Here is a 17,891-nt window from a genome sequence, read left to right on the forward strand (position 1 = left end):
GGAAGGATGATTTTTGTCAGGTAATGATCTGTGGCAAGATCATGAATTGAGACATCTCTTATAAAAAGGACTACTTTGAAACCTTGGCAGAAAGAACATTAGTGTGGAACATAAACCTTAGTTTAAGGTCATCAAATATCAGCTGGTCTGCTGATGAATGTCATTCAAGGTTGAAATAGGAATTGAGACATTTGATACAATCAAAATTCACGTAATCATGGATGTCTCGATCATTATCGCACGAGTTATTTGCATTTTATACCTTTCACTAGGAACAGGTTTTGCCTTTAGCACTTCGTATTATAATTCTGCTTTTAAGAAAATTGTAAATGATACCACTTATCTTTTTTTAGGGGGATGGATTGCTACCTGCTTAGGTGCTCTACTTGTTCATATTCATAATTTGTGGGTTAATGATTGGCGGTTGATGATTACCTTAATTAGTTGGAGCATTTTATTAAAAGGTATCGCCCTTCTTGCATTTCCGCGAGTCATCAACGTTTTTGAAGAATGGTTTACTCCCAAAGGGATTCAGAATTATTTTTTACCCATGGTTATAGCCCTGGGGATGATTTTCGGATATTACGGATTCTTCGCTTAAAGACATAGAGCTATCCATTTACATATAAGAAACAAGAACTAAATAAGCTATCATTAGTGTTATATCGATATGTCTAAGTTCGATGAATTAATTAATAGTGATCAACCGGTTTTGGTTGATTTTCATGCTACCTGGTGTGGCCCATGTCATACAATGGCTCCTATTCTTGAAGAGTTAAAAGCAGAGATTGGGAGCAAGGCTCGGATCATTAAGGTAGATATCGATAAGAATCAAGCTGCAGCTCGAAAGTTCAATGTAAGAGGTGTGCCTACCTTTATTTTATTTAAGAACGGTCAGCAGCTTTGGAGGCAGTCGGGTGCTATTCCTAAGCATATGCTAGAGCAGGCTATTGAAAGTGCCTAATTTGCAGGTATGTCAATACCTTCCATCGTATCTCCAGAGTGGCTCCATGAAAACTTAGAAAAACCAAAGTTTATTGTTTTAGACGCTACACTTGCAAAACCTAAAGCTGCCGGTGAGGTACCCTATGAGAATGTGCAGATTCCAGGAGCTCAGTTTTTTGATATTGATGGTGCCTTCTCAGATGCCTCTATTGATCTTCCTCATATGATGTGTAACGCTGATCAGTTTGAAAGAGAAGCTCGAAAGCTTGGAATAAATCAAGATAGCCTGATCATTGTCTATGATAGCCACGGAGTGTATTCTGCTCCTCGTGCTTGGTGGATGCTGAAATCCATAGGTCTTGAAAATGTAGCCGTACTAAATGGTGGATTGCCGAAGTGGATTGAAAAGGGATTTCAAATAGAAAAGAAGAAGAAATCTCTCCTAAGAGAAGGTGAGTTCACATCCAACGTTGAATCAACTTGCTTTGTGGATTCAGCATATGTTTTAAATCACATCAATGATAACAAGGTTATTGTCTTGGATGCAAGATCTGAAGGACGATTTATGGCGACCGAACCTGAACCACGACATGGACTCAGAGGTGGACATATCCCGAATTCCATTAACCTTCCTTTTACAGAAGTGATTGATGGTCAACAGGTAAAAGATCATTCCGAGTTAAAAAAAGTCTTTGATCGACTCAACATAAAAGACAAAAAACTAGTCTTTTCTTGTGGCTCTGGGTTAACTGCATGCATCATTCTTTTTGCTGCACACTTGGCGGGTTATATAAACCATGCCGTGTATGACGGTTCCTGGAGTGAATGGGGACAGCCGTCTGATTTGCCTGTAGAAACTAATTAATTCTACGCCCTACCCATGCCACCATCAAGGTAACGAAACCAACGACGGTCACAGAGCTGATTGGCATCAGTATAGCCGAAATAAGTGGAGTAAGATGCCCGCTCATCGCAAAGGATAAACCCACAATGTTGTACAGAAACGAGATACCGAATGCGATGAAAACTATATTTATTACCCGCTTGGAAAACGAAAGGACCTTTGGAAGGTCCGTTACTTTATCCGAAGTAAGAATAGCATCACAAGCAGGAGAAAATTGATGTATATCCTCAGACACTGCAATACCTACAGATGCCTCTTTTAAAGCGCCTGCATCATTTAATCCATCTCCCACCATCAACTGATTCCAATCACTATTTTTGAGATAATCTAGTTTATCCATTGGTTTTTGCGCAAAGTGAACTTCATCAAAATGAGGCTCAAGCTTAGTTTTTTCAGCCGCGTTATCTCCCGACAATAGCGTCAATAGATAATTTACTTTCAAGCTTTTAAGCATTTCAAAAATGCCTTTTCTATAAGAAGACTTGATTGTAAATCGTCCAAGCTTACTACCTACTTTCACATAAACGTTAGATTCATTGATGGCTGAATTATTGTCAGTGATTTGAAGAAATTCAGCTGAACCTATTTTGAGCAAAATACTATTTATCTCTGCAGTAAATCCTCTTCCTGTCTCTTCTTGAAAATTGACAATCGGAAATTTTTCACACGCTGGAAGTTCATGGTGAATCATTCTACTTAAAGGGTGAGCCGAATTGCCAATAGCCGATTTAAGATATGATAGATCTATTTCACTTAAGACATCACCTTCATATCTAAGTCCAGCTTCAGTAGATGTAAGCGTTCCGGTTTTATCAAAAACGATGGAATCAACATGAGCCAATGATTCAATTACTTCAGCATTTTTTAGATATAGTCCCTCTTTGCCTAGCTTTCTCATTGCATGACCGTAGGTAAATGGAAGGACAAGTGCTAGTGCACATGGGCATGCAACGATTAAAACAGCGGTGACCGAATTCCATACGAGTGTTGGGTCATTGATCCACCAATAAAGTGCAGTATATCCTGCTAGTAGGATAATTGTCAGCGTAAAGTATTTGCTTATTTTATCAACCCAGGTGTGTAAGTCCGCATTTGTCTTTTTCTTGAATGAATCAGTATTCCAAAGTCTCGTAAGTTCACTATTATCAACAGTTTGTATAAGTTCAATTTCTAACTCCCCTCCTTTCTGTCTCCCTCCTGCATATACCTGCTGTCCTATCTCTCTATACTCTGGCTTAGATTCTCCGGTAACAAAACTGTAGTCAATGTTTCCTTTTCCTCCTCTAATGACGCCATCAGCAGGGATTAATTCATCATTATGAGTAAGCACTAAATCTCCTTTTTTCAATTCTTTTAGAGGTCTTTGGATTTCTTCACGCTCTACTTTACATGTCACAGAGACCGGAAAATACGAGGAGAAATCACGATCAAAAGAAAGCGCCTGATAAGTCTTGCTTTGATACCATTTTCCTATTAGAAGGAAGAAAACCAAACCAGCGAGTGAATCCACATATCCCATTCCCAATCCTGAAATAATCTCATAAACACTTCTCCCAAACAACGTAAGAATTCCTAAAGCAATGGGTACATCAATATTTAGATTTCCATACCTGATGCCTTTGCAGGCTTTTGTGAAATAATCGTTAGCTGAATAAAAAACCACTGGAAAAGCCAGTATAAGGTTTATCCAGTTAAATACTGTTTTGAAATCTTTGGTAAGCAGAAAATTCTGATCCAGATACTCAGGCATGCTCATCAGCATGGCATTACCAAAACAAAAACCAGCCACCGCTATTTTTGTCCCAATATTAGATTTAGAAATCTGTTTTTTGGTTTTATCTAAACTATCAAGCGAAATTCCAGGTGGGTAACCCAACTGAGACAGTAGGATTACAAGCTCTTTAAGTGACTTTTGCTTGTGATCAAATGTGATCACTACTTCTCTTTTCACAAAGTTTACTTCTGAACGAAGCGCTGCTTTCTCCAGTTTTGGTAGATGCTCAAGTAAATAAATACATGAACTACAGTGAATTCCTGGTAAAAACAATTTCACCACGGATACTTCTTCACTTTTGAATCTCAATAGCTGCTTTTGAATATCCTCATTATCCAGGAAAGCATATTTTCGCTCCGCCTTTATTTCAGATAATGATCTATTCTCTTGGGAAGTTTCAGAGTAGTATTGATTCAAATTGCTTTGATCCAAAAGCTCGTAAACAGCTCTGCAGCCATAGCAACAAAAAAGATGATCCTCGATAGCTATAGAGTCATCACATACATCACCACAATGATGGCATTTCAGTTCTTCAGCTTGCAATAGCTCCATTCTCAGAACGATTTGGGACAATCATGACTGGAACTCCGCTTTCTTTAATCACACTGACAGTATGACTTCCAAGCTCATTATTTCTTCCATTACTATTGATTCCTACAATGACTAAATCAAATTGATGTTCCTTGATAAACCGAAGTGTTGTATTTTCCACATTCCCTGATAAAACCACATTCCGGATTTTTTCTTCCGCACGATCCAATAAGTTCTGTGCCAATTGGTTCATACGATCTTCTACTTCCTTAATTTTTGAATCATGAGATATGAGTTCGTTTGTATATGCATATTTTGCTGATACGGGGAATACATGAAGAAATGATATGATAGCCTCATCATTTAATCTTGATATCTCCAACCCAAATTGGGCGGCACTCCAAGAGGCTGGGGAAAAATCTGTAGGGATAAGTATACTCGAGATCACAGGTATTCTAGTTTAAACATCAAAAGTAGATATGACCTACATGCTGTAAATTGACATTTGTCAATTGCGCTATTGAATTTTGTCACTATAGCTATGCTTGGCTTACTTTGAGCGATAATACTATGAACAAATCAGATTCAGTGGAAGGATTAGAGGTCCTTGAAAAACTATTCCAAAGCTCAGGTGAAGGAATCATGCTTTTTAACGGGCAGGGAGAAGTTGTAATGGTGAATCCTCGAGCACGAGAGATGTTTGGCTACTCAGATGGTGAGCTTTTGGGCCAAAAAGTAGAAAAATTTGTCCCTAAAGAGGTACAGCCTAATCATGAAAACTATCGAAACGAATACCTAAAAAAACCTGAACCGAGGCGTATGGGTATAGGACGAGATCTATCTGGTCTGAAGAAGGATGGAAGCACTTTTCCATTAGAGATTAGCTTAAGCTACATGCAGCATAACGATAAGAAACTCGTAGTTGCCTTTATCACAGATATCTCCGTAAGAAAGGAGAATGAGAAGAAACTTGAGGAGCAACGAAAAAAACTCGAAGAATACACATCTAAGCTTGAGAAGAATGTGAAAGCCAGAACGAGTGAGCTTGAACATATGAATCTTGGTCTTCAAAGTCAAATCCAAGAAAGAAAACTAGCAGAGGAAGCTCTCAAAAAAAGCTTGGAGGATCTAAAAAAAGCGGAACAAGAAATACTTAAGTCATTGGAGAAAGAAAAAGAACTTGGAGAACTGAAATCCAGATTTGTTTCTATGGCCAGCCATGAGTTCAGAACACCTCTAACAACTGTACTCTCCTCAGCAAACCTCATTGCGAAATATACAGAGTCTGAACAGCAAGGGGCGAGAGACAAACATATAGAGCGCATAAAAAATAGTGTTCAAAATCTAACCAACATTTTGAATGATTTCCTTTCTTTGGAGAAGCTGGAAAGCGGCGCAGAAAGGGTTAACTTGACCCAAGTCGACATTCAATCGCTTTTAGAGGAAGTCATTGAAGAAATGAGTCAGAGCCTAAAGAATGGTCAGAAAATCATGTTTGAAGGACAAGCACCTTCAGTTCGCACAGATGCTCATATCCTGAAGAATATTCTAATCAATTTGATTTCAAATGCAAGTAAATATTCCAATGAAAATGATCGAATAGAGATACTTGTAGACAGTCAAGATGCGCTAAACATTCATATTGTAGATCATGGAATAGGCATTCCAAAAGATGAGCAACAAAATCTATTTGAACGTTTCTTCAGGGCAGGTAACGCCATCAATATTCAAGGGACAGGTTTAGGGCTCAATATTGTAAGGAAGTATACTCAACTGCTTGAAGGGCAAATTCAATTTAAGAGTGAAGAAGGAATAGGAAGTACGTTTAGTCTTTCGCTTCCTTTGAATTAGCTTCGATAGCAGTCTTACTGAAAAGATATACCAAAGGTCCCAGAATAGGAATCAGGGCAACAATGGCAAACCATACCATCTTTTTATTAATAGAAAAACTTGCCATAAGAATGTTTATCATCGAATAAACAGCAATTGCAGCGGCAAAAACAGCCAAATATGTCCAGTTACTCATCATTGATATTTTTATCAAATTGACTCAGATTGACATTCATATCCGATGATATTCATTAGACTTAACAGTGATTATCATCATACATTTTTACTAATTTGGCCAAAACGAAGAACACCCATCAAAATGAATAAATATCAGATCTTAGTCATCGAGGATCAGGAAGATGTAAGAGAAAACATCGTCGAATTGCTGGAACTCTCCAACTATCAGGTAACATCAGCACCTAATGGGAAAGAAGGTGTGAAAAGTGCCTTAGCGTCTCCTCCACATCTTATTCTGTGTGACATCATGATGCCGGAGATGGATGGCTATGAAGTGCTCTATTTGATCTCAAAGAATCCAATGACAGCCTCACTTCCTTTTATATTTCTAACAGCAAAAGCTGAAAAAAGCGATTTCAGAAAGGGTATGAATATGGGAGCAGATGATTATATAACCAAGCCTTTTGAAGAAATGGAACTTTTAGGGGCCATAGAAAGAAGGTTGAAAAAGTACGACGAACTGTCAAAAGTATCTGAGGTAGATGAATTGATTCAACAAGCGGCTAAGTATCAAAACATTGAAGAACTTGAGGAAAAACGCAAGTCGCAGGTTTTTAAAAAGAAAGAGACTATTTACAGAGAAGGAGATCTGGGATCATTCGTCTATAAAATCAAAAAGGGCAAAGTAAAGACCTATCGAATCAATGAAGACGGAAAAGAATTTATACATGATGTGAAAAAACAAGGTGATTTTCTAGGAGAGCGAGCAATGATCCAAGATACCGCAAGAACAGAGTTTGCTGAAGCTATGGAAGATGCTGAGCTCATTCTAATTCCAAAAAGTGATTTTCAAGAGCTTATTTTCAAGAACAGAGAAGTATCAGGTCAGTTTATAAAGATGCTTTCAAATGATCTTTCTCAACGTGAGCATGAGTTAATGGAAATGGCTTACAATACCGTGAGAAAGCGAACCGCAGATTCACTAATCAAGCTTTATGAAACCTATCCAGAATCAGATCAAAAAGTTACCATTGATATTTCAAGAGCTGATTTGGCAGGGATGGTAGGAACCGCTACTGAATCTGTAATCAGAATTCTATCTGAGTTCAAGAAAGATCATTGGATTGAGATCAACGGCAGTGCTATCTCTATCCTCGAACCTGAAAAAATTAAGAAAGTAAGATTCTGATTTTAACTCATATAGTTAAAAAAACCTTCCGTCGGTATGTACGAACTGAAGGCTAATCAGCTTATCAAAACATACTGTTATTATGAGCAGAAGTGCCAGGCACTTGCTGAATGGAATCCCAATGCTCAACTATTCTTCCATTATCATCGAAACGGAAAAAGTCCATCGTCACATATTGGTCGTTTCCAGGCCAGGTTTGATGTGTGTGCAAGGCAACAAGGTCTTCCTCTTCAACTGATCTTAGAAATTCAATTTCCTTATTAGGATATTCTTTTTTCATTCTTTCAAAATATTCGATAAAGCCCTCCGGACCATCCTCTACATCAGGATTATGTTGAATGTATTGATCTCCCACGTAAAGCTCAACTGCTTTCCTGGGCTCACCCATGTACGCCATGCGATAAAATTCGATTGCAGATTTAGTTTTATTCATAACTACTGTCTATTTCATTTACTTTCGATTTCAAGCAGAAAAATATCAGTATTGAAGATGACATCAACTACCATATCTTCTTTGCTAAGATCGTCATTTCCAGACTCAGTAGCACAGTTGTCAGAGTACTTATTTAAAGTAATTGGTTTTAAATTACGATGATAAGAATCCTGACTACAAATGAAGTATCTGAAAAAAATATACGCCGTTATTTTTGTTGTTCTTTTATTTTCTTGTGACAAACAGACTCAAGTAGAGGTCACCGACTTAAATGATGGTTGGGAATATAGAAGTGTCAATGATTCAAGCTGGCGCTCAGCCTCAGTGCCCGGAACAGTCCACACAGATTTACTTCAGAATGGTGAAATTGAAGATCCATTTTACCGATTAAATGAGCATGACCTACAGTGGATAGACAAGCGTGATTGGGAGTATCGAACGGTGTTTGATGTGAAAAAAACCGACATGAATGCAGATCGTGTCGAACTGGAATTTTTAGGGTTGGACACCTACAGTAAGATATACTTGAATGATAGCCTGATCCTCGAAACCGACAACATGTTTCGAACCTACAAAATTGATGTAAAGTCTCTCCTGAAGAGCCGTGACAACTTGCTTGTAGTCACCTTGGAATCCCCAATCAAAAAAGGGATAGAAAAGTATGATGCGTTGGGTTTTACCATCCCAGTATCTAATAACGACCTGGCTGAGATTGGTCAAGTAGAAGAAAATAAGCAAGTCAGTATTTTCACCAGAAAAGCAGGGTACCACTTTGGTTGGGACTGGGGTCCTCGGCTGGTTTCCTCTGGAATTTGGAGACCTGTTCGTCTTAGAACATGGAATAATCATAAAATCAAGGATCTTTTTATTCAGCAGAAATCTCTTAATGAACAGTCTGCCAGTATGATGGCACAAATTGACCTAGAGGTGGAAGAATCTGATTCCGAGGTAGTTATCGATCTTTTGCTGGAAGATGAAATAATTCAATCAAAAACCTTAGAAGTAACACAAGCATCCAGCCTTATAACCATTCCTTTTACCATCGATAATCCCAAACGATGGTGGCCTAATGGCATGGGTGATCAGCACCTGTATGAGATTACAGCGAGAGTTTCGACGGAAAGCAGCAGTGATACAAAAACCCGCCGGGTAGGTTTACGGACCATTGAGGTAGTTCAGGAGAAAGACAGCATTGGAGCTTCTTTTTATTTCAAAGTGAATGGGATCCCCACTTTCATGAAAGGAGCGAATTACATTCCTCAAGATGTATTCCTTTCTCGAGTTGATGAGCAAGATTATGATCGTGTATTGAAAGCGGCGAAAGATGCGAATATGAATATGCTACGAGTATGGGGTGGTGGAATTTATGAAAATGATGAATTCTACGATAAATGCGATGAGCTTGGCCTTTTAGTTTGGCAGGATTTCATGTTTGCATGTGCGATGTTCCCAGGTGATCCTGCTTTTCTTGAAAATATTCGCCAGGAAGCGATCGACAATGTCATTCGAATTCGAAACCATCCTTCTGTAGCATTGTGGTGTGGAAACAATGAAGTCCTTTCTGCTTGGGAAAACTGGGGTTGGAAGAATCAGGTAATTTCAGAGCAGTCTGAAGAGGTAGCCAACACCATTTGGAAAGCATATGACGATATTTTTCATCAGATACTTCCTGAGGTGGTAAGCGAATATGATGGAGAAAGATTTTACTGGCCATCATCTCCCGGAAGCGAGTTTGGAAAAAAGGAAAACCTTGTGGCAGGTGATGCGCATTACTGGATGGTTTGGTGGGGGAAAGAGCCTTTTGACAATTACAATAAAGCTATCCCACGTTTCATGTCGGAGTTTGGGTTTCAATCCTTCCCAAATATGCCTACAATAAACAAGTACACCACATCCGAGGATCATGATATTTATTCAGAGGTAATGAAGTCACATCAGCGCTCAAGCATTGGTAATGTGACCATCGATGAATATATGAAGCGTCATTATCGTCAGCCCAAGAATTTTGAAAGTTTCATTTACGCCAGCCAGGTATTGCAAGCACACGGTATTCAAGTGGGCATTGAAGCTCATAGAAGAAATAGAGCAAGATGCATGGGAAGCTTATATTGGCAGATCAACGATTGCTGGCCGGTAGCTTCCTGGTCTAGCATTGATTACTTTGGTAATTGGAAAGCACTACATTATCAGGTGAAAAGATCATTTCAGAACGTTATCATGAGCTTTGAGCAAACAGATCAGAAACTGAATATTCATATCGTTTCTGATTCCTTAAAAAATCTGGATGCTGAATTGAAACTTGAATTGATTGATTTAAACGGAAATACACAAAAAACCTGGAATGAATCTCTAATTGTAAGAGCAAATACATCAGATGTTTATTATTCCATACCTGCCGATGAACTGGATATCAATACAAAAAATACCTTATTGACAGGTGAATTGAAAGTTGGGAATAAGATTTTGGCTTCTGGTAACTTGAACTTCATTCCTTTTAAAGAAATGGAATTAATAGACCCTGAGCTTACCTATAAAACTACGGTTACCAAAGATGAAATCATTATCGAACTGAGTACCAAAAACTTTGCTAAGAGTATTTATATGACTGATGGGACCGTCAACAATTTCTCTGATAACTACTTCGATCTGCTTCCAAATACCAACAAACGGGTAAGCATCCCAAATAATGAAAATTATGACCTTGCGAGCTTTGAGGAAAAATTCAAAGTAGTCACTCTTTTCGATTCCTATGAGACAGAGGTAGATTCATTGATTAATGATGAAGTTCAATAACAAATTTATGGAGAACTTGTGATTTTAAGGGGTGTGCTACCCAGTGCTGTTATCCAGTATTTTCTTTGCCCTCAAAATTTTCACAGGGTCTGAAACATAAATCTCACCTTCTGGGATGTCTTTTGATCCATTCATAGGAATTGTTGAATCAACTTTAGTCTGCCCTTTTGTTAAAGATTTTGCTGAAAAGTGAAATTCCCGACATCCTATCTCATACAACCTTGAGATATTCTTTTCATCCACACCTCCTCCGGGTAAGATTTGAATTCTTTCTTGCGCCAAGTCAATTAAACTTTTGATCGTCTCCAATCCCGCATTTACATTCATCTGCTGTCCAGAAGTGAGTATTCTCTTAACTCCACAATCAATAATTTCCTCTAAGGCTCTTCCGTAATCAGGAGTGAGATCAAAGGCTCTATGGAAGGTGAATGGTAATGGATCCGTAAGGTGGATCAATTCCTTCGTTCTATTAATATCGACATTTCCATCAGGTGTTAATACCCCTGAGACAATTCCTTTTGCACCTGCAATTTTAGCATGTTCAATGTCTCTTTTCATTACTTCGAACTCGTTCTCAGCGTATACAAAATCTCCTCCTCTTGGCCGGATCAATACAAAAACTGGGATACTAAGTTTATCACAAGCTAATTCGATAGCTCCCAAACTTGGTGTCGTGCCTCCCTCCCAGAGGTTATCGCATAGTTCAATTCTATCAGCTTCTCCTTTTTCCGCGTTCAAAGCCGACTGAATGTTACCTGCACAAATTTCTATCTGATAATCCATGGCTACTTCACACTAAATTCATCAATAAAGAGCCATGCCTTACTTCCAGCCGCATCATGCCAAGCTGGACATATACCAATGTTTTGGGCTTTGAGTTTAATATATCTAGTATTCAAAGGTTCTTCTAGCTTAAGGACAAACTCTTGTGTTTGTTGTTCTTTCTCCTTGATAGAATGTTGATTTAGGACTGTTCCAAGCTTCTCAAAAGTGACTCCATCATCGGACTTCAAGTATGACACTTCAGTCGGAAAGAAAATCCAGGCATTATTGTATTGTAAAAATCCTGAAGATAGCTCTGAAACTAATCGATCCTCTCCGAGATCAATCATTACCTCTACATCATCTCCCCAGTATCCTTGCCAGTTTCCGTCTCTAAATTGATTACTTCCTTTAAGTCCATTGGTAAGTCCAGTGTCACCTCCCGCAGCATAGTTCTCATTGTAATCAGAAGCAATCGTAGGTTCTATTCCATTTGCAAAATGAGGTTTAAACCGCTGAAAAATAGTATCGCTAAAGGTGGATTTACCGCTTTTAAAAGTGATTTTCCATACTGATTCCATACTTTGATGAACAGGTCTTTCGTATAATGCCCTTTCGCCTTTTGACGTGTAAAATACTTGAATGGATGAATCATAAGCCTCTAGATTCACCATCAATCGACCATCTTCATTTTTTGTAAAAACCTTTACTGGAACAGTTTCAAATCCATAATTAACACCCAACTCATCCAACACTTTATAATTCCCCCTCACTCTACCTTTAAACATTTCAAAATCTCGATCAGCCGGGTTATTCCATAAAACTTCCGCCATAGCAAGTAATCGAGGAAATACTTTGGAATCTATTTTTGACTGTGGCGCTTGCTCACTCCACATATTACACTCTCCACCAAGAATTAATTGTTCGGCTTCTTGTGATATACTCTCGGGAATGGGATTGAATGAATATACTTTTTCTAAATCAATGTCATTCAGACCATAATCAAAATAGGCGTGAGAGGTTGGTGATAAAATAGCTTCATTGCCTGATTTTACAGCCTCAATAGCTCCATCAAATCCTCTCCAACTTTGAACAATCGCTCCTTGTGGCAAGCCCCCTTCAAGAATCTCATCCCAGCCAATCATCCTCCTGTTTTTAGATTCCAGAAAATTTCCGATTCTAGTTATAAAATAACTTTGTAGCTCATGCTCATCAGTAAGTCCTTCTATTTCCATTCTTCTCTGACATTTATGACAGTGCTCCCAACGAAATTTAGGCACTTCGTCACCACCTATATGGATGTATTCCGAAGGGAATAATTCAATTACTTCGGATAAAACATCCTCTAAAAAAATGAAGGTTGAATCATTACCTGCACAATAGATTTCCTTAAAAACTCCCCATTCAGTCTCTACCTCAAATGGACCTCCCGTACAAGAGAGTTGAGGGTATGCGGCAAGTGCTGCTTGTGAATGTCCGGGAAGTTCAATTTCCGGCACTACAGTAACTCCTCTTTCAGTGGCATAGGCCACTATTTCACGAATATCTTCTTTCGAATAAAATCCTCCGTATCTCCCTCCCTCTCCATCATCACGCCAGGCCCCAATTTCAGTGAGCTTAGGATATTTATCTATTTCTATTCTCCACCCTTGGTCTTCAGTCAAATGCCAATGCAAAACATTCATTTTGTATAAAGCTAGAAGGTCAATGTAGCGTTTGACAAAATCTCTCTCCATGAAATGGCGGGAGCAATCCAGAAGTAATCCTCTCCATTCAAATTTTGACTGATCAATAATATGGACAGAAGGAATAGTCTTTCCATCTCCTAGTAATAGTACTTGTCTCAAAGATTGAAAAGCATAAAGAATGGCCTGATTGCTACCCCCCTTGACTTCTACTCGATCAGGGGAACTTCTGATTTCATATTCCTCCCCGGGTCTATCATCTAACATAAAAACGATCGTATTTCGATCACTTTCGTCACTTAAACCTAAGTTGAAACCCGTAATAGAATTCAGATAATCCTTGAAAAGGTCCGAGTTTAATTTAGTTTCAGAACCAAATGATAATTGAGTTCTTTCATTGATCAGAAACTTTCCCGATCCCTGTTTTAAAAATTTAGGTTTGGGAATAATAGAAATAGAAACTTTTTCAATATTGCTATCACAAGAAATCAAGCTGAATAATAACAGAATTGATACAACAAATATTTTTATTCTCACAACGCTAATTTAATCTGTCATTGAGATTTAGTAATGAATATCTCGATGATAGGCTCCACATGTTATCCTACCTTTGCATTCTATGAATACAAAAAACGAAATTGTAGAAAACTGGCTTCCACGATACACAGGAACTGAGCTTAACGAATTTGGTCAATATATACTCCTCACTAATTTCAAGAACTATGTAGAACTCTTTGCAAAGCGTTTTGGCGTAGAGACTAAAGGCAAGGCTGGCGCGATGCAAACCGCTACCCACAAAGATATTACGATTATCAATTTCGGTATGGGAAGTGCTATGGCAGCCACTATCATGGATTTACTTTCTGCAATCACTCCCAAAGCAGTGCTCTTCCTTGGAAAATGTGGCGGACTAAAATCTCAAAACAAGCTTGGTGATCTGATTCTTCCAATAGCTGCGATTCGTGGAGAAGGTGCTTCAGATGATTACATGCCCGCCGAGGTTCCTGCCTTACCTTCTTTCCGACTTCAAAGAGCAATCTCGCACGTTATCAAAGCAAAAGGATTCGATTATTGGACTGGCTCTGTATTCACCACCAATAGAAGAGTATGGGAACATGACGAAGATTTCAAAGAATACCTTCGATCCATTAGAGCTTCTGCCATAGATATGGAAACTGCCACTCTTTTCACTGTAGGTTTTGCTAATAAGATTCCAAGAGGAGCACTACTACTTGTATCAGATAATCCTATGGAGCCAGATGGAGTAAAAACCTCTAAGAGTGACAAAAAGGTAACTGCTCAATTTGTAGACAATCATTTAGATATAGGAATTGATGCACTATCCGAACTCATCAACTCAGGTGAATCTGTAAAGCACATGCGCTTCGAATAATTTTTTTTAACTACGATTAAACCTTTTGCAATCTGCATGATCTAAGAATAAACTAAATTTTTTAGATGATGAGAAAAACTGCATTAATAATCGGACTAATGGTAGCGGCTAATATTCTCTTTGCTCAAGGCAAAAGAGATGCTATGAAGGAAAAGGCGCAAGTGAAAATTGAGGAATATAAGGATCGTTTGAACCTCACACCTGATCAAGTAGCTGAGCTTAAAAAGATGAGAGAATCTACGAAACCAGAAATTGAAGCGATTCGCAATGATGAATCTAAATCAAGAAGTGAGAAAATGAGAGCTCATGCTGATGTCGTGGAGAAAAGAGAAATGGAAGTAGCCAAAATCCTCAATGAGGATCAAATGGCTGAATTGAAAGTGATAAAAAAAGAAGTAAAGGCAAAAAGAGGAGAGCGGAGAGATAAAAGAAAAGAACGCCGTGATGGTGGCCGATAGGCTTTCGGTAAAAACTTTACGCTAAAGAGAGTGTCTCAAAAGATCTTTCTGTTGCTAGAATGTCATTCGGACGAAGGGAGAATCCTTATTATATATTTAGTTAAACTCAAATTATTAGTATGAAATCCTTCATGAATTCAGGATGACAGGCCTTTTGAGACACCCTCTTTTGCTTTCTACGTGAAAAACGTATTCTTTCAAAATAGGCATCTCACTCATGCATGGCTACACCAAGCCCCCTAGCTTAGCATCATAATAAAACAAAAACATATAAAGTAAAATCCTCATAGTGTAAAATAAGTTAGGTTAATTAGGTTATCGAAAACTCCAGCTCATCCTGGAGTTTTTTTTGTTTAAAAAAGAGAAATGATTGTAAAGAATCTTATGCCGATGAACTTGATATGACTATTTTTTTTAAGAATAATAAACCATTCGTATCAAACTCAAACAACTATGTAAATAACGTAATCTTTTAAATACGTATCTCGCTCATGCATGAGTCTATCCATACCCCTAGCTTAGCATTATAATAAAACAAAAACATATGAAGTAAAATCCTCAAGTGTTAATAAAGTTAGGTTAATTAGGTTATCAAAAACTCCGACTCATCCCGGAGTTTTTTGTTTTTAGAACAGGCTAGCCTGATCCTGACCTACAGGAATGGTCAAGTTTAATCCTAATTCCTTATTTAGTTTTTGTGTGAAGTAAGCTGACAAGACTGGTGATTCCTTCTCCAGATTCTGATGAACGAAAAAATACAAGTTTTCCATTCCTCCATCAGTCCAATTTTTCACTCGTTTCATCCAGGTATCCAATCTTGAATAATCGCTTTCGTGATTTGCTCCCACATATCTTACAAATACATTGGGAGAAGTTAGTCTCATATGTAATAGATCCCTTCGTCCTGCTGTATCCGTCACAATGTTAGAGATCCCATTTTCTTCAAAAAGAGCATAGACTTCATTCGCAACTTCAGCATCATTAAACCACTCCGTATTTCTGAGTTCGATTCCCAAAGGAACGTCTTTTGGCCAATACTCAACTGCTGTTACCAGACGTTCCATATTTTGAGGTTTGAAGTTATCATGCAGCTGTAAAAAACACATACCTAGTTTATCTCCAAATGCCCGGATATTAGTTACATAGCGCTCGATTGGCTCTTCTACATTATTTAGGCGCTTTATGTGACTCACCATCTGATGAACTTTAGGAAAGAACTTGAAGTTGTCCGGCGTTTTTTCAACCCATTTTTCAATTTGTTCAATCTTGAAGTGGTTATAAAAAGTGGCATTGAGTTCAATAGAGTTGAACTGAGTTGAATAATACGCTAGTTCATCCTTTGTACCTCTAGGATAAAATTTCTTTAAATCCTGCTTGTTCCATTTCGCACATCCAACAAAAACATCCTTTAGACCACCTCCCTTCTTCAATACTCTTTCTGTATCATGGTGGTCATCTGGGAGACTAAAATCAATGGCCTCAGGGTTATCTACACTTCCAAATTTCATTTGATCAATTTTAATTTCTTGCCTATTGCTTTGTCAACTATGCGTGTAGAAAGAATTTTTGGTAAAGTCCAATTCTTAAAACGCTGTGGAACAAGAGCATATCGCGGTTTTGATTTCTTTGCTTCAAACGCTCCAAATATAATCTTTGCAGCTTTTTCTGAAGTCCAAGCATTCTTCACAGCATCTCGAATAATCGAATTCTGAAAAATATCCAGTGAATTTAAGTAGGCGGAATTTTTAAATTTTTCCTGATCACTCTCAGATACTCCCTTATTCCAGATAGGTGTCTTTATTGGTCCCGGCTCAATCAATACTACATCTACACCGTATTTAAGCAACTCTCTTCTCAAGCTGTCCGAAATTCCTTCTAGTGCATGCTTTGATCCTGCGTACGCAGACATAAAAGGCATTCCAAACTTACCTGCTACTGAAGAAATTTGAATAATTTTTCCAGGTTTCACGGGATGATTATGTTTCGCACCAAGTAAAGGAAGAAACGCTTGCGTTACCTTAATTAGTCCAAAAACATTTACTTCAAACTGATGACGGTAGTCATCTATAGACAAATCCATTAAAGGTCCTCCTATGGCTATTCCAGCGTTATTAACTAAACCACCAAGTCCCTCACTTCCAATTTTCTGACTCAATAATTCAGCAGCTGTATCTACAGATTTGTGGTCCGTCACATCAAATAGCAATGGCTCAAACTCCTCTCCTAAATCTTCTGAGAGCCTGTCTCCATCCTCTTTCTTCCTCACGCTCCCGTAAACCTTGTATCCATTTGTCACAAAGACTTTTGCCAGATCGTAACCTATACCGGTAGAGGCTCCAGTGATTAAAATATTCTTAGATTTAGTCATTAATTAAAATTATTGAAGTGTGAGTAAAATCAATGAAACAATACGAGCCCGAAGGTCGGTGTATCCATTGCAATTTATAGATAAGGACATACCAAATGAAATCATTCATGAGTTGCTTGTCAATGCAAACCATGCACCGACTCATAGACTTACGGAACCATGGCGTTTTAAAGTTTTCAAAGGAGCAGGAAAAACCAAGCTTGGTTCTTTTCTTGCTGACAAATACAAAGAGATCACTCCTGAATATTCTCCTGCTAAATATGAAAAGATCATAGGAAACTGCGAAAAAGCAGGTGCTGTCATTGCCATCATCTTGCATCGTGATCCAAAAGAGCGAGTACCTGAATGGGAGGAAGTTGCAGCCGTGGCATGTTCGGTTGAAAACATCTGGATTGCACTTCAACAGTACCAAATTGGAGGATATTGGAGTTCTCCCGCATTAACTAAATATCTAGGAGAAATGGCCTCTATGGAAGAGAATGAATCGTGTATTGGTTTTTTCTATCTGGGGTACTGTGAACCATCAGATCGCATCATTCAAAAAAAACCTATTGAAGATAAGGTTGAGTGGATTGAATAATAAGGTGAAATTTTATTACATCTTATAAATTCAAGACCTTTCTGTAAGATCCCGCAACAAGTGCGGGAA

The 17,891-nt window shown here is 38.3% G+C and carries 17 protein-coding genes; 9 read left to right on the forward strand and 8 right to left on the reverse strand.

All coding sequences use genetic code 11. From position 1 onward, the window contains the following. Positions 1–157: 157 nt before the first annotated feature. The 3 genes from ABJQ32_06045 to ABJQ32_06055 all read left to right on the forward strand — a co-directional run bounded on the left by ABJQ32_06045 (position 158) and on the right by ABJQ32_06055 (position 1,810). Positions 158–601, forward strand: coding sequence for a hypothetical protein (locus tag ABJQ32_06045; GenBank protein MEP5289192.1), 444 nt, complete (start codon positions 158–160; stop codon positions 599–601). Positions 602–670: 69 nt separating this feature from the next. Next, entirely contained in the window at positions 671–964 is a 294-nt protein-coding gene (gene trxA / locus ABJQ32_06050; GenBank protein ID MEP5289193.1) for a thioredoxin, read from the forward strand. A 9-nt stretch (positions 965–973) separates the two neighbouring features. After that, a complete protein-coding gene (locus tag ABJQ32_06055) occupies positions 974–1,810 on the forward strand; it encodes a sulfurtransferase (GenBank protein ID MEP5289194.1) in 837 nt (278 codons plus the stop codon). On the opposite strand, the gene ABJQ32_06060 is transcribed toward ABJQ32_06055, so the two are convergent. Then, positions 1,803–4,175 carry a heavy metal translocating P-type ATPase metal-binding domain-containing protein gene (locus ABJQ32_06060; protein MEP5289195.1) on the reverse strand — a complete coding sequence of 791 codons (2,373 nt, stop codon included), beginning with the start codon at positions 4,173–4,175 and terminating at the stop codon, positions 1,803–1,805. The two genes, ABJQ32_06055 and ABJQ32_06060, sit on opposite strands and share 8 nt — an antisense overlap. Next, a complete protein-coding gene (locus tag ABJQ32_06065; protein MEP5289196.1) occupies positions 4,156–4,602 on the reverse strand; it encodes a universal stress protein in 447 nt (148 codons plus the stop codon). The genes ABJQ32_06060 and ABJQ32_06065 overlap by 20 nt, the downstream gene beginning before the upstream one ends. Before the next feature lie 122 nt (positions 4,603–4,724). Between ABJQ32_06065 and ABJQ32_06070 the strand changes: the two genes are divergently transcribed. Then, the gene (locus ABJQ32_06070; GenBank protein MEP5289197.1) at positions 4,725–6,005 is read left to right on the forward strand and encodes a PAS domain-containing sensor histidine kinase; all 1,281 of its coding nucleotides are present in this window, start codon (positions 4,725–4,727) and stop codon (positions 6,003–6,005) included. Here ABJQ32_06070 and ABJQ32_06075 read toward each other — a convergent pair. After that, complete coding sequence (locus tag ABJQ32_06075) at positions 5,980–6,180, reverse strand: PLD nuclease N-terminal domain-containing protein (GenBank protein ID MEP5289198.1); 201 nt, start codon at positions 6,178–6,180, stop codon at positions 5,980–5,982. The genes ABJQ32_06070 and ABJQ32_06075 overlap by 26 nt on opposite strands. Before the next feature lie 123 nt (positions 6,181–6,303). On the opposite strand from ABJQ32_06075, the gene ABJQ32_06080 reads away from it, so the two are divergent. Beyond that, positions 6,304–7,350 carry a response regulator gene (locus tag ABJQ32_06080; GenBank protein ID MEP5289199.1) on the forward strand — a complete coding sequence of 349 codons (1,047 nt, stop codon included), beginning with the start codon at positions 6,304–6,306 and terminating at the stop codon, positions 7,348–7,350. A 64-nt stretch (positions 7,351–7,414) separates the two neighbouring features. On the opposite strand, the gene ABJQ32_06085 is transcribed toward ABJQ32_06080, so the two are convergent. After that, positions 7,415–7,783: an ester cyclase gene (locus ABJQ32_06085; protein ID MEP5289200.1), complete on the reverse strand. Its 369-nt coding sequence runs from the start codon at positions 7,781–7,783 to the stop codon at positions 7,415–7,417. 180 nt (positions 7,784–7,963) lie between these two features. Between ABJQ32_06085 and ABJQ32_06090 the strand changes: the two genes are divergently transcribed. Next, a complete protein-coding gene (locus ABJQ32_06090) occupies positions 7,964–10,576 on the forward strand; it encodes a glycoside hydrolase family 2 protein (protein ID MEP5289201.1) in 2,613 nt (870 codons plus the stop codon). Between the two features lie 36 nt (positions 10,577–10,612). Here the strand turns inward: ABJQ32_06090 and ABJQ32_06095 are convergent, their stop codons facing one another. Next, on the reverse strand, positions 10,613–11,359 hold the full coding sequence (locus ABJQ32_06095) for a copper homeostasis protein CutC (GenBank protein ID MEP5289202.1): 747 nt from the start codon (positions 11,357–11,359) through the stop codon (positions 10,613–10,615). 2 nt (positions 11,360–11,361) lie between these two features. Beyond that, the gene (locus tag ABJQ32_06100; protein MEP5289203.1) at positions 11,362–13,560 is read right to left on the reverse strand and encodes a family 20 glycosylhydrolase; all 2,199 of its coding nucleotides are present in this window, start codon (positions 13,558–13,560) and stop codon (positions 11,362–11,364) included. A gap of 82 nt (positions 13,561–13,642) precedes the next feature. Here ABJQ32_06100 and ABJQ32_06105 point away from each other — a divergent pair, with 82 nt between their 5' ends. Both ABJQ32_06105 and ABJQ32_06110 read left to right on the forward strand, forming a co-directional pair. Continuing rightward, positions 13,643–14,416: an AMP nucleosidase gene (locus ABJQ32_06105; GenBank protein MEP5289204.1), complete on the forward strand. Its 774-nt coding sequence runs from the start codon at positions 13,643–13,645 to the stop codon at positions 14,414–14,416. Between the two features lie 65 nt (positions 14,417–14,481). After that, positions 14,482–14,874 (forward strand): hypothetical protein, encoded by a 393-nt coding sequence (locus tag ABJQ32_06110; protein ID MEP5289205.1) that lies wholly within the window; start codon positions 14,482–14,484, stop codon positions 14,872–14,874. Positions 14,875–15,500: 626 nt separating this feature from the next. On the opposite strand, the gene ABJQ32_06115 is transcribed toward ABJQ32_06110, so the two are convergent. Beyond that, the gene (locus tag ABJQ32_06115) at positions 15,501–16,382 is read right to left on the reverse strand and encodes a DUF72 domain-containing protein (protein MEP5289206.1); all 882 of its coding nucleotides are present in this window, start codon (positions 16,380–16,382) and stop codon (positions 15,501–15,503) included. After that, positions 16,379–17,242, reverse strand: coding sequence for an SDR family oxidoreductase (locus tag ABJQ32_06120; GenBank protein MEP5289207.1), 864 nt, complete (start codon positions 17,240–17,242; stop codon positions 16,379–16,381). The genes ABJQ32_06115 and ABJQ32_06120 overlap by 4 nt, the downstream gene beginning before the upstream one ends. A 19-nt stretch (positions 17,243–17,261) precedes the next feature. On the opposite strand from ABJQ32_06120, the gene ABJQ32_06125 reads away from it, so the two are divergent. Next, entirely contained in the window at positions 17,262–17,822 is a 561-nt protein-coding gene (locus ABJQ32_06125) for a nitroreductase (GenBank protein ID MEP5289208.1), read from the forward strand. The last annotated feature ends 69 nt before the right edge of the window (positions 17,823–17,891 follow it).

The sequence above is a fragment of the Marinobacter alexandrii genome, assembly GCA_039984955.1.
GTDB lineage: Bacteria > Bacteroidota > Bacteroidia > Cytophagales > Cyclobacteriaceae > Ekhidna.